The sequence below is a fragment of the Marinobacter sp. LV10R510-11A genome (assembly GCF_900215155.1).
Taxonomy (GTDB): Bacteria; Pseudomonadota; Gammaproteobacteria; order Pseudomonadales; family Oleiphilaceae; genus Marinobacter.
Genome location: NZ_LT907980.1, coordinates 3,957,162 through 3,969,941, shown reverse-complemented (window position 1 = coordinate 3,969,941; position 12,780 = coordinate 3,957,162). Strand labels below are relative to the sequence as shown.

At 53.9% G+C, this 12,780-nt stretch carries 14 protein-coding genes; 9 read left to right on the top strand and 5 right to left on the bottom strand.

All coding sequences use genetic code 11. From position 1 onward, the window contains the following. Nucleotides 1-15 precede the first annotated feature (15 nt). From ahcY to CPH80_RS19065, 5 genes are all read left to right on the top strand, one after another. On the top strand, nt 16-1,389 hold the full coding sequence (ahcY, locus tag CPH80_RS19085; protein ID WP_096280352.1) for an adenosylhomocysteinase: 1,374 nt from the start codon (nt 16-18) through the stop codon (nt 1,387-1,389). 12 nt (nt 1,390-1,401) lie between these two features. Then, nucleotides 1,402-2,271 (top strand): methylenetetrahydrofolate reductase [NAD(P)H], encoded by an 870-nt coding sequence (gene metF, locus CPH80_RS19080; protein ID WP_096280350.1) that lies wholly within the window; start codon nt 1,402-1,404, stop codon nt 2,269-2,271. Nucleotides 2,272-2,618: 347 nt separating this feature from the next. Continuing rightward, on the top strand, nt 2,619-3,377 hold the full coding sequence (locus CPH80_RS19075; RefSeq protein WP_096280348.1) for a transporter substrate-binding domain-containing protein: 759 nt from the start codon (nt 2,619-2,621) through the stop codon (nt 3,375-3,377). 76 nt (nt 3,378-3,453) lie between these two features. Beyond that, nucleotides 3,454-4,125 carry an amino acid ABC transporter permease gene (locus tag CPH80_RS19070; protein WP_096280346.1) on the top strand — a complete coding sequence of 224 codons (672 nt, stop codon included), beginning with the start codon at nt 3,454-3,456 and terminating at the stop codon, nt 4,123-4,125. A 13-nt stretch (nt 4,126-4,138) separates the two neighbouring features. Beyond that, nucleotides 4,139-4,885 (top strand): amino acid ABC transporter ATP-binding protein, encoded by a 747-nt coding sequence (locus CPH80_RS19065; protein WP_096280344.1) that lies wholly within the window; start codon nt 4,139-4,141, stop codon nt 4,883-4,885. A gap of 60 nt (nt 4,886-4,945) precedes the next feature. On the opposite strand, the gene CPH80_RS19060 is transcribed toward CPH80_RS19065, so the two are convergent. From CPH80_RS19060 to CPH80_RS19045, 4 genes are all read right to left on the bottom strand, one after another. Continuing rightward, complete coding sequence (locus CPH80_RS19060) at nt 4,946-5,470, bottom strand: helix-turn-helix transcriptional regulator (RefSeq protein ID WP_096280342.1); 525 nt, start codon at nt 5,468-5,470, stop codon at nt 4,946-4,948. Further along, nucleotides 5,460-5,732, bottom strand: a complete 273-nt coding sequence (locus CPH80_RS19055) for a hypothetical protein (protein WP_096280340.1) — start codon at nt 5,730-5,732, stop codon at nt 5,460-5,462. The genes CPH80_RS19060 and CPH80_RS19055 overlap by 11 nt, the downstream gene beginning before the upstream one ends. Before the next feature lie 146 nt (nt 5,733-5,878). Continuing rightward, a complete protein-coding gene (locus tag CPH80_RS19050) occupies nt 5,879-6,169 on the bottom strand; it encodes a type VI secretion system PAAR protein (protein WP_096280338.1) in 291 nt (96 codons plus the stop codon). Nucleotides 6,170-6,207: 38 nt separating this feature from the next. Then, entirely contained in the window at nt 6,208-6,696 is a 489-nt protein-coding gene (locus CPH80_RS19045) for a DUF2505 domain-containing protein (protein ID WP_096280337.1), read from the bottom strand. Between the two features lie 178 nt (nt 6,697-6,874). On the opposite strand from CPH80_RS19045, the gene CPH80_RS19040 reads away from it, so the two are divergent. The 4 genes from CPH80_RS19040 to CPH80_RS19025 all read left to right on the top strand — a co-directional run bounded on the left by CPH80_RS19040 (nt 6,875) and on the right by CPH80_RS19025 (nt 11,460). Further along, a complete protein-coding gene (locus CPH80_RS19040; RefSeq protein ID WP_096280335.1) occupies nt 6,875-8,224 on the top strand; it encodes an adenosylmethionine--8-amino-7-oxononanoate transaminase in 1,350 nt (449 codons plus the stop codon). Nucleotides 8,225-8,239: 15 nt separating this feature from the next. Then, nucleotides 8,240-8,974, top strand: coding sequence for a 16S rRNA (uracil(1498)-N(3))-methyltransferase (locus CPH80_RS19035; protein WP_096280333.1), 735 nt, complete (start codon nt 8,240-8,242; stop codon nt 8,972-8,974). A 105-nt stretch (nt 8,975-9,079) separates the two neighbouring features. After that, a complete protein-coding gene (locus CPH80_RS19030; RefSeq protein WP_096280331.1) occupies nt 9,080-10,309 on the top strand; it encodes a DUF445 domain-containing protein in 1,230 nt (409 codons plus the stop codon). A 110-nt stretch (nt 10,310-10,419) separates the two neighbouring features. After that, on the top strand, nt 10,420-11,460 hold the full coding sequence (locus tag CPH80_RS19025) for an HDOD domain-containing protein (protein ID WP_096280329.1): 1,041 nt from the start codon (nt 10,420-10,422) through the stop codon (nt 11,458-11,460). On the opposite strand, the gene CPH80_RS19020 is transcribed toward CPH80_RS19025, so the two are convergent. Beyond that, nucleotides 11,450-12,772: a YihY/virulence factor BrkB family protein gene (locus CPH80_RS19020; RefSeq protein WP_096280327.1), complete on the bottom strand. Its 1,323-nt coding sequence runs from the start codon at nt 12,770-12,772 to the stop codon at nt 11,450-11,452. The two genes, CPH80_RS19025 and CPH80_RS19020, sit on opposite strands and share 11 nt — an antisense overlap. Between the last annotated feature and the right edge of the window lie 8 nt (nt 12,773-12,780).

Below are 12,780 nucleotides of genomic sequence, written 5' to 3'. Positions count from 1 at the left end.
ACCGGAGAACATTAAATGAGCAACTTCGAAGACTTCAAAGTCCGTGATATTTCCCTAGCAGACTGGGGCCGCAAGGAAATTAACATCGCCGAAGGCGAAATGCCGGCCTTGATGGCATTGCGTAATAGGTACAAAGCAGAGCAGCCGCTGAAAGGCGCCAACGTTATGGGCTGCATTCACATGACCATCCAGACAGCCGTGCTGATCGAAACACTGATCGAACTTGGCGCGGGTGTACGCTGGTCATCCTGCAACATCTTCTCTACTCAGGATCAGGCGGCCGCCGCTATCGCTGCGCAGAACATCCCTGTGTTTGCCTGGAAAGGCGAAACCGACGAGGAATACGACTGGTGCCTCGAGCGCACCATCGGTGCAGACATCGAAGGCTGGGAACCCAACATGATCCTGGACGACGGCGGCGATTTGACTGCCCTGCTCCATGAAAAGTACCCAGAAATTCTGGCTAACTGCCACGGTGTGACGGAAGAAACCACCACCGGCGTACACCGCCTGCAGGAAATGCTGCGCGACGGTACCCTGAAAGTACCGGCCATCAACGTGAACGATGCCGTTACCAAATCCAAGAACGACAACAAATACGGTTGTCGCCACAGCCTTAATGACGCCATCAAGCGTGGTACCGACCACCTGATGGCCGGCAAAAAAGCACTGGTTATCGGTTACGGTGATGTGGGCAAAGGCTCCGCTGCATCCCTACGCCAGGAAGGCATGATCGTGAAAATCACTGAAGCGGACCCGATCTGTGCCATGCAGGCCTGCATGGACGGCTTTGAAGTGGTTTCGCCTTACCTCAACGGCGTAAACACCGGCACTGAAGCAGGCGTAGACCGTGCCTTGCTGCAGAACACGGACATTCTAGTGACCACCACCGGCAACATGAACGTGTGCGATGCGAACATGCTTAAAGCCCTGAAGAACGGCGCTGTTGTGTGCAACATTGGGCACTTCGATAATGAAATCGATACCGCCTACATGCGTAAGAACTGGGAATGGGACGAGGTTAAGCCGCAGGTTCACGTGATCTACCGCGACAAAGCCGTTAACGACCACCTAATCCTGCTCTCCGAAGGTCGCCTGGTGAACCTGGGCAACGCCACTGGTCACCCTTCACGGATTATGGACGGCTCCTTCGCCAACCAGGTTTTGGCACAGATGTACCTGTTCGAGCGCAAGTTCGCAGATCTGCCGGAAGACGCCCGCGCTAAGGGTGTTTATGTGCAGGTTCTGCCCAAGCACTTGGACGAAGAAGTGGCCCGCGCCATGGTGGAAGGTTTTGGTGGCGTAATCACCAAAATGACCCCAGAGCAGGCGCAATACATCGGTGTACCGGTCGAAGGCCCGTACAAGCCGGAAAGCTACAAGTACTGATCGGATAATAAGATGCAATCCCAGAAACAGTTCAAACGCCGCTTCAGCTTTGAGTTTTTCCCGCCCAAGACAGACCAGGGCAAAGAAAAACTCCAAGTGGTTCGTGATCAGCTTGCCGGGGTGAATCCGGATTTTTTCTCGGTCACCTTCGGTGCGGGCGGTTCCACACGGGACCGCACCATTGAAACCGTGCTCAACCTGCACAAGCAGGGCATTTCTACAGCGCCACATCTCTCCTGCGTCGGTGGTACGCGGGAAGAGATATCGGAACTGTTGGACGTGTATAAAGAGAACGGCATCAACCGAATTGTCGCCCTTCGGGGTGACACGCCTTCTGGCATGGGGGCGTCCGGCGAAATGCGGTACGCCAACGAGCTGGTTGAATTCATTCGCGAGCACAGCGGCGATCACTTTAATCTGGAAGTAGCGGCCTACCCGGAGTTCCATCCCCAGGCCCGCAATGCTGAAGAAGACCTGAAAAACTTCGCCCGTAAGGTGGAGGCTGGCGCCAACAGCGCCATTACCCAGTACTTCTTTAATGCAGACAGCTACTTCTATTTTATCGACCGTTTGGAAAAGCTCGGGGTAACCATTCCGGTGGTGCCGGGCATTATGCCCATTGTGAACTTTTCAAACTTGGTGCGGTTCTCTGACATGTGTGGTGCGGAAATACCACGCTGGATTCGCAAGCAGCTTGAAGCCTATGGCGATGACAAAGAGAGCATTCGCAAGTTCGGTGAGGAAGTGGTCACCAATATGTGTGAAAAGCTTCTGAAAGCCGGGGCGCCGGGGTTGCACTTTTATACGTTGAACCAAGCTGAGCCCAGCATCAGCATTTGGAAAAACCTTGGAATTGGGGAGCGAGAGAAGATCGCTTTCTGAGTTAACGCCTAACCCCTCTCCCCAGCCCTCTCCCGCAAGGGGAGAGGGAGCACAAGAGCTTGAGATTGGGGAGTAGACCTCCCCTCTCCCCTTGCGGGAGAGGGGGCACAAGAGCTTGAGATTGGGGAGTAGACCCCCTCTCCCCTTGCGGGAGAGGGCTGGGGAGAGGGGGAAGGTTACTCCCCACTCCAAGCAGTTGATTTCATGCGCCCACCTGAGTAATAGTCTAAAGTGTACGTGATGCAGTTCCACTAATGCTCCCCGGCGGGTCACAGTCATCAACAGTGAATCTTCCGGCCTGCCTTATCGGGCAAACGGAGCCTCATAAGAAAGATAAAGGAGAAAGCATGAGCACAAAATGGCTGAAAACACTGGGTACTGGCCTGGCACTCACCGTAGCTGCCGGAACCGTAAGCGCTGAAACTCTGCGAGTGGCTACCGACCCCAGCTTTGTTCCGTTCGAGATGTTGGATCAGGAAACCGGTGAGATGATCGGTTTCGATATGGAAATCATCGCCGAAGTCGCTCAACGCGCCGGCTTTGATTACAAGCTCAATACCATGGACTTCAACGGCATTATTCCGGCCCTGCAAACAGGCAACGTGGATATCGCTATTGCAGGCATTACCATTACCGAAGAGCGTGAAAAAATCGTCGATTTCTCTGACCCGTACTATGATTCCGGTCTGAGAATTCTGGTTCGCCAGGACAACAACGACGTAACCGAAATAGCCGACCTTGAAGGCCTAAAGATCGGCTCCAAAATCGGTAGCACAAGCTACGACTTCCTGAAGAAAAACTTGGATGAGAACGACGGTGTAACCCCGTATCCAGGCAGCGCAGACATGTACATGGCACTGATGTCCGGCGCCGTAGATGCCGTGTTCTACGATGCCCCGAACGTCGGCTACTTCGCCCGTACCAAGGGTGAAGGTAAAGTCAAAACCATTGGTAAAATGTACGAAGGCCAGCAGTACGGCATCGCACTGAAAAACGGCAGTGAATGGGTTGACGAAGTTAATGAAGCCATTGCCTCAATGAAAGAAGACGGAACCTACAAAAACATCTACGAAAAGTGGTTCGGCGCCCTGCCAGAAGACAAGTAAAGGCTCGTTCCTTTTGTAGTGCCGGGGCTATTAGCCCCGGCGACTTCTGACTCCAACCCCTGCGGAGACGCACACTGTGGAATCCCAGTTCCAATTTGACTGGCAAGCAGCCATCGACTCTATTCCCTTCCTTCTTAAGGGGATACCCTACACCCTGATGATTTCATTTGGCGGCCTGATTATCGGCTTTGCCTTGGGCATCTTTTTTGGCCTGCTAAGCATCAACAAAAAATGGTTTCTGAAATGGCCTGCAACGGCCTATATCGAGATCTTTCGTGGTACCCCCATTCTGGTTCAGGTTCTGTTTATTTTTTACGGCCTGCCGGATCTTATCGGTGGCCCCATCGATCCTCTTACTGCGGGTATCGCCGCAATTGCGCTGAACTCGGGCGCTTACATTTCTGAAGTGGTACGTGGTGGCGTTCAGTCCATCGACAAGGGCCAAGGTGAAGCCGGTCTATCTCTGGGCCTTTCCCGCACCCAGACATTTTGGTCCATCACTTGGCCGCAGGCCTTCCGGCGCATGATTCCGCCACTTGGCAACCAGGCCATTGTGAGCATCAAGGACACGTCCCTGTTCTCAGTTATTGGTGTGGGCGAACTCGTTCGTCAGGGCCAGGTTTACATTGCCAGCACCTTCACCGCTTTTGAGGTGTATTTCGTGGTCGCTATTATGTATCTGGCCATTACCCTCTCCCTGTCCCTGATTCTTCGCCTGGTTGAACGGCGCGGACTGGCCTCTGTCTGAAGGAACCTGACCCATGACTCAGATTGTGAAAATGAAGGGCATGAACAAGTACTTCGGCAAACTGCATGTCCTTAAAGATATCGATTTATCCGTAGAACAAGGCGAAGTGGTGGTGATTATTGGCGCCAGTGGCTCCGGTAAATCCACGCTCATTCGCTGCGTAAACGGCTTGGAAGAGTACGAATCCGGCCACCTGGAGGTAGAGGGCCAGACCCTTGCCCCCAAAGGCGGCAACCAGCAAGTCCTCGCGGAAATCCGCAAAGAAGTTGGCATGGTGTTCCAGCAGTTCAACCTGTTCCCTCACCTTACGGTGAAAAAGAACATCATGCTGGCGCCCCAGAAAGTCAGAAACGCGCCGAAAACCGTCGCAAACGCCACTGCGGACCGCCTGCTGGAAAGGGTAGGCATTGGCAGCCAGGCCGACAAGTACCCAAGCCATCTCTCCGGGGGCCAGCAGCAACGTGTTGCCATCGCCCGCGCCCTGGCCATGGAACCACGCCTGATGCTGTTCGATGAGCCCACCTCGGCGCTGGACCCGGAAATGATCGGTGAAGTGCTGGACGTAATGCGGGAACTAGCCAAAGAAGGCATGACCATGATGGTGGTCACCCATGAAATGAGCTTCGCCCGGGAAGTGGCAGATCGTGTGATCTACATCCACGAAGGCCAGATTGTGGAGGAAGGCAAACCAGAAGACGTGTTCGACAACCCTCAGAACGAACGCACTCAGGCGTTCCTCTCGAGGGTGCTGGCGCACTGACCGTCCTGATTACCCCCCCCTTAAAGGGCGGGGGCTTTGTCGTTGTGCTGGCATCAAACGCTAGGCGATTTCCTTTAGCTGCGCCTGCAGCCTACGATCCACTCGTTCCGTTTCCCGCGCAATATTTACACCCATGCTAACCCGCGCCACGTCTAGAAGATCGGGCGAAATGGGTCGATTCTGCTTATCAGAAAACCACTCGAGCACATCCGCCAAATGCCAAATTGCAGAGGCTCCCTCGTGCAATGGCAGAGGAAAGCTGACCAGATGAGCCTGGATAAGTTTGCGCATATTCTGGCGGGAAAATTCTAGGAGTTTCGCCATGTCGGAAATGCCAACAAGGTCAGGCCCGGCTTCCACAAGCCGCGTTTGCGGCAATGCCTGCTGAACGTCTCGCAGAGCACTCAATATCGCCGTTTCCGCCGATGTCGCCTCGCGAGTGAAGTTCAAAGCCAGCCTGCCTTTTTGACCAAGACCAATGATGGCGTCATCGCAGCCGGCCTCGAATAGCCGCCCTTCGATTTCCTCCACTTCAATGGTTTCTGGCATCGCAAACGTCAGTGTGAAATAAAAATCAGGATTCATGACCATCCTCTCCTGCATCGTCTCGACCCCCGGAGCAGTTATCCACAATGCGACAGATTTGCCGGGCATGATTGCCAGCACTCCTCGGTGTGCTCCAGATGCTGGCAACACAAAAATCGCCACATCTGCACTGCGAATCGTTAAAAGGGCAATACATTCGCCCCCAGGCATGGCCGTTTCGCATCTCAATTCGCCAGCCTTTTATTTCCGCGTAGGCGATAGCGGCTTCGATATCCTTATCTGTGTGACGTTTCCTTCTCATAGCATCCTGCTACGCTGATCAAATAATACTCGCCTGGTTGTCTTATGACAACCTTCGAGCAAACCGCTTTGTAAATGGACTTCTACTTCCTCCACCAGTCATAGCGGAATATCCAAACCTTACAGACAGCTTGGATAAGCGAAACATCAATTGCCAATAATCACCGAACCAGAACCCATCGTCACTCCCCCACAGGTAATCGCACTGCCGGTTATCGCCGCAGGCTGTCCGTTAATCAATACAGTGCCAGAACCGCCAGCAATTGCACGAGGATGCGGGGGATGCAGGGGCTTGGAGTGAATCGCCAGCGGGTCGCCCAGCCGGGCTACGGGCTTGCCATCAACCAAAACATCGGGGGAGCCGGCCAATACCGGTGTGGGCGGGTAACCTTCGTGATCGGAGCCTAGGTCTCCGAGAAGCACAATCGCTTTACTCATGTCGCATCCTTTGCGTCGTTTTCATCCTTGTTACCGCATCATAACATCTGCTGTATGGTTTCGTACTCACGGTCAATTTTAGCGCGGGAATCATCTGCTAAAAACGCCGCAATCTTTTTGCCCATCAGCGGCACATCGCAACGCACGTTCAAAGTCACGTGATTGATGCAAGACTCTTCTGAGCCCTCTAACCTCATCATGCCTTTGATCTTCGCCGGTACGCCTTCAATGTGTACGCGAAACTCACAGTGCCACTCGCCGTCACTTTTGCGAAACCAGTGTTCTTCTTGCCTTACTTGATTCCATTCCCGGTGGAAGCTGGCCAGCATGCCAGGCACTTCTGCAGAAGTGGTCATTTGCCGCTCAACGACCAGTTTTGCGGAGGCCTCGTCCTTTTTTAGCTCGGCTACATTCACATTGCGGGCGCCTAGAAGGGCGTTTTTCTCAAGGATGTGATTCTTGTCAAAGAAAGCTCCAAGCACTCGCCCGATGCCAGCCTGGTAAGGATGTGTCAGCTGAAGTTCCATAGAAAAAGCCTTTGTTTAGTGATGCTGCGATTGTCGAGGCAGAGAAAGGCGTGCGCATTGGCCAGCCGGTCAGTCCACGGTGGCACCGTAGTCAGCCGCCGCTGTTAACTGTATTATATCCTAAGGTTAACAGCCGCCAAATAATTACTTCAAACCATCATCTTATCGGAGAGCCAATATGCGCAATGCCGACCTTGTCGCCCGCGATCTCAAGTCTGTGTGGCACCCTTGCACCCAGATGAAGGACCACGAAACTCTGCCGCTCATTCCGATAAAAAGTGGCAAAGGCGTCTGGCTCGAAGATTTTGAGAAGAACCGTTACATAGATGCTGTCAGCTCTTGGTGGGTGAACCTGTTCGGCCATGCCAACCCTAGAATCAACGCAGCGATTCAGGAACAGATCGGCACACTGGAGCACGCTATGCTGGCGGGTTTCACCCACGAACCGGTGGTCAACCTGTCGGAGCGTTTAATCGAAGTAACCCCTCCGGGACTGAACAAATGCTTCTACGCAGACAACGGCTCTTCCGCCATCGAAGCCGCGCTGAAGATGAGTTATCACTACTGGAAAAACCTGAGCAAACCCAGCAAGAAAAACTTTGTGAATTTGAGCAACAGTTATCACGGTGAAACTTTGGGTGCTCTGGCGCTGGGTGACGTTGCGCTCTACAAAGACACCTACCAGCCACTGCTGATGGAAGTACTCACTGCTCCGTCGCCGGACGCGTACAACAAAGAGCCGGGCGAAACCGACGAAGACTATGCGCGGCGCCAGTTTGTAGCCATGGATGCTCTGCTGGCCGAAAAGCATGACGAAATCTGTGCCGTGGTGGTGGAACCCATGATTCAGTGCGCGGGAGGCATGCGCATGCATCACCCGATTTACCACACTCTACTGCGTGAGGCCTGCGACCGTTACGGCGTGCATTTAATCGCCGACGAAATTGCCGTGGGCTTTGGCCGCACCGGAACCCTGTTCGCCTGTGAACAATCCGGGATCACTCCAGATTTTATGTGCCTTTCCAAGGGCCTTACCGCCGGTTACCTTCCGCTCTCCGTGGTGCTGACCACAGACACCGTTTACAACGCCTTTTACGACGACTACAACACCCTAAAGGCCTTCTTGCACAGCCACAGCTATACGGGCAACGCCATCGGCTGCGCGGTTGCACTGGCGACCCTCGATATCTTCCGGGATGACAATGTTATTGAGAACAACCGCCGGCTCTCGGCGTGCATGGCAGATTCGGTTGCTCACCTGGCGGACCACCCGAACGTGGGTGACGTGCGCCAGCATGGCATGACCCTAGCGGTGGAAATGGTGAAGGACAAAGCTTCAAAAACCCCCTTCCCTTGGCAAGAACGCCGGGGTTTACGTGTTTATCAGCACTCTCTCACCCGCCAGGCCTTGCTTCGACCCCTGGGTAATGTGGTTTACTTCATGCCACCCTACGTTATCAACGAAGATCAGATTCACCATCTGGCTCAGGTTGCGACCGAAGGCATCGACATAGCCGTTCGGGACTGATCAAGGTAAACACGCATGCGCATCCCCAGAATTTATACCGATTCGCCATTAAGTGAAGGAAACCACGCGGATCTGGATGAATACGCGGCCCAGCACGTGGGCCGCGTATTGCGCATGCAGCCAGGGCAGGAGTTGAGACTGTTCAATGGTGATGGACAAGACTACCCGGCCACGATTACCGAAGCGGGAAAGAAGCGGGTAGAGGTGCTCGTAGGAGTGCCTGAGATCAACCACACCGAATCGCCGTTGCAGATTACTCTTGGCCAAGCCCTGTCCAAGGGCGACCGCATGGACTACGCCGTTCAGAAGGCCGTGGAAATGGGCGCAACCTGTATAGTGCCCCTGACCACTGAACGCTGTGAAGTAAAGTTGAAAGGCGACCGGGAAGACAAACGTCTGCGCCACTGGCAATCGGTTGCTGTGAGCGCTGCAGAGCAGTGTGGCCGTGCCCGGGTGCCCGAGATTATGCCGGTTATGACTGTGGAACAATGGCTGGAACACAGCCGCAATTGCGATCTGCGTTTGGTACTACACCACCGCACCGAGCAGTCACTGGAATCCATGGCCAAGCCTGGCCATGTAGCCCTGATGATCGGCCCAGAAGGCGGCCTAACGTCAGAAGAAATTGCACAAGCACAGAAGGAAGGCTTCCTACCCGTTGCCCTCGGCCCACGGGTTCTGAGAACAGAAACCGCTCCAGTTTCGGCCATGGCACTTTGCCAGTGGTTATGGGGAGATATCGGCCACTAAACCATATTGCCACCTTGCAGGGTCTTATGAGTCATTGACAGGCACCGGCCATCCAAACATTATCCAATCCGCAGATATAAACAAAAAAGCGAGTGCGAGCCCCGGATGACAAGTTTGCTTACTAACCCAGAGTTCTGGCAATACCTCAGTATTCCCGTTATTGCTGCACTTATTGGCTGGACCACCAACTGGCTAGCCATCAAGATGACCTTCTTCCCGCTGGAGTTCATTGGCAAGCCACCTTTGCTAGGCTGGCAGGGTATTATTCCCTCAAAAGCCCGTAAAATGGCTGCTATCAGCGTAGACGCCACCATCTCCAAAATCGGTACTGTGCCGGAAATCTTTCAGCAGATTGACCCCAAAGTACTCGCTGCCCACATCATCCACTCTGTAGATCCCCGCATCGAAGAGTACGTGGACGAGATGATGCTCAGAGAGTACCCAACATTCTGGGAGAACCTTCCCTCTTCCGCCCGAAAGATGGTTTACGATAGGGTTCGCAAATCCACACCGCAATTGGTCGACAATTTAGTAGACGACATTTCTAACAACATAGAAGACCTGCTCGATATCAAAGGTATGGTCATTGATAGACTGTCTGCTGACAAACAACTACTGAACCGCATCTTTTTGGAATGTGGCGATGCGGAGTTCAAGTTTATCGTGAACTCCGGTCTCTATTTCGGCTTTCTGTTCGGCCTGGTTCAGATGGCTGTTTGGTACAACTACCAAAGCTGGTGGGTACTGCCTTTCTTCGGACTGTTAGTAGGTTGGGCGACCAATTGGATTGCACTGAACGTTATTTTCCGCCCGCTGCACCCGAAGAAAATCGGCCCATTTTCATTTCAGGGCCTGTTTCTAAAACGCCAGCCCGAGGTGGCCGCATCCTTTTGCCATATAGTGACCCATGAAATACTCACGGTCGGCAATATCATCAACGCCATAATGGAAGGCCCCAAAAGTGATCGCGCCCGTAACATGGTGAAAAAGCATATTAAGCCGTTGGTGGATGAAACCGCTGGTATGGGCAAAGCTCTGACTCAGGTAGCGTTCGGCCCAACCGGCTTCGCCACCCTTAAAAGCCAAGTGGGCGAAAAGGCCATCGAGATATCCAAAACTTCCTTCACCAACCCAGTATTTGAGGCCGACAGGGCTCGCGCCGTTGAGTCCATTATGGTGGAGCGGATGATTGCCCTTTCTTCGGAGGAGTTTCAGGAGTTGCTTCGTCCCTGTTTCCAAGAGGATGAAGTTAAGTTGATCTTAGTTGGCGCAACCCTCGGCCTGGTAGCGGGTATCTGCCAGCTGGTCTTTGTATTCGGCGGGACGCTGGTGTAGATAGTTTGCTGACCGCAACGGATTTAGCCTGTGCAAGCCTGTAGGGGATCTCTATACTGCGAGAATGCAGGTGCGTACTCTTTCGCGACTGGTTGACCAGGAGGCAACGGATGCCAGGCTTCTTTTCCTGGATTGCAGGCTTTTTTACCACAGAAAAACCATCACCTCCTCCGGTGTCTGAGGCGAGGCTCTTTAATTCTGCAAAGACTAAGGAACCTGGCGCAGCAGCAGATGACGTGCACGGCCTAACCCTACATCTTGAAGAAAATTTGTTTTGCTGGCTTCTGGACACTGGCCCGTCCAACCTGCGTGCTGAACAATCCTCATCCGATAGTGTGCTTCAGGAACTCGATTACCGCCTCACGAACAACAAAATGGAAGAGCTGCCCAGGCAGCCCATGACCATTCCCATGCTGATGAAAGCTCTCTCAGATGAATCGGGCGATCGTCACAAACTGAGCCAGATTATCCTGGGGGATCCCGCTTTAACGGATCAAATCCTGCAGGTTGCCAACAGCCCCTATTTCCGTACCGGAGATCACACCATAGAGTCGGTGGATCAGGCCGTTTTCATTCTTGGTATGGATGGCATTCGGAATGTTATTGCGGCGGCGGTTATGCGCCCGATGATGGCGGCCCGCAACAGCCGGGAAGCCCTGTTTGCCCAGAGAGCTTGGCGCTGGGGACTGACCTGCGCCCGCGCCGCAGAGTTTATTGCCAAACTTCAAAATGAAGATGCCAGCGCGCACTTCACCGTTGGGCTGCTACCGGCACTTGCTTATATCACCATTCGCCGGGAGCTTCAGCAGATATGCCGGGCACAGCGTGGTGGTGGCGAGCCTGATGTTGTGTTGATTCGCAACGCACTGGCGCGCTACCAGTGGGTAGCCTGCCAACTGATTGCCAAGGAGTGGAGCCTGCCGCCCAAATATCACGCGTATCTTATGGCTGCGGAGCGGCCAGTGCCGGATCAGGAACAGACAGGGCTGATCGACGGCATGGTGATAGGCAGTCGCGAAGTATTGCGACACGCCCACCAGCGAAACCTGCCAGAGGAAGATCTGGAGAAAATCGTACGCCTTACCAAGGAACAGGTAGGCCGCGTGCGAGCCGCCCTGAAAGCCGTTCTCAGCGAAGGCGCTAAGGGCTGATCTCGGAGCCTGGCTCCTTTTTAAGCAGGGCCGCAAAGGTCGTAGATTCATACTCATGCTCGCCCTTGAGCAGCTCGGGCGGAAACACAGACGGCAGCCGATCTACCACACGATCGTCATCGTGGCGCACAATTTTCAGCACATCCCCCACGGTAATCAAATCCAGTGCCCGCCCGGGCACCAATTGATCGCCCTGCGGGCCGGCCAGCGAAAGTACGCCCGCACGAATCAGCTTGTCGCTGACACCTCGCGTCACTTCTCCCGGCACCCGCAGTTGCCGCTCTAAGGCCTCCTGTTGTGGTGCTTTACCACCCTCACTGAACGGGCGAGCCACCAGCCACATCATGGCCAGCGCGATTTTCTCCTGCAGTTCCGGCGCAAGCTGCACGTGAGTACGCTTGGCTACAGAGCCCGGGTTTTGCAGGTAGAACGCCAAACTTGCTCCCAACAGCAGAATCATCCAGTTCAGGTACATCCAAATCAGCATGATAATGCCAATCGCAAAACTGGAGTAAATAGCCGCGTATCTGGCTGAGCCTGCCACAAAGGAGGCAAACAGTATTCCTGCAGCCTGCCAAGTAACCCCTGCAACCAGGCCAGCAATAAACCCGTAACGCAGTTTTACCCGTGTATTGGGCATGAACACGTATACAAACGTGAAGGCGCCCACCACAAGGAAGAACGGCATCAAGCGACTGACCAGCAGTATCACCGAGCCAAACGGCTCGATAGAAATCATTGTTTGCACAACCGATGACGAAAAGATGGCTGCGCTGACACCAATCGCGGATACCATCAGCAGTGGCCCCACCATGATAACGCTCAGATAATTACTGAATCTCTGGGCTATAGAGCGCATTTCTGGCACCCGCCAGATCATGTTGAACGAGCGCTCTATTTTTTGCACCAACGACACCACGGTATAAACCAGCAACGCCAGCCCAACAGACCCAAGAACCCCCACTTTTATGTTGTCCACAAAGCCGAGTATACGCTCAGCCATTTCAACGCCTTGGGGCCCCATAGGCTGGAAAAACTGGAACAAAAAGGGCTCCATGCGCTCATGCACACCCAGTGCTTTGAGCACCGAAAAGCTTAGGGCCAACAATGGCACAATACTAAGCAGCGTGGTGTACACCAGGCTCATGGCATGCAGGGTAAGCTGCCCACTGATGACATCGCGTATCAGCGCATAAAGCGAGCGCGCTACCTTGTATAGCCAAGTCCAGGGCCAGCGACTGGGCGGGCTAGGGTTTGCCAGTATCCAGGTTTCAACCGCTTGGAGCCGTTCTTTAACTTGAAAAGAAGCCACTTAACATC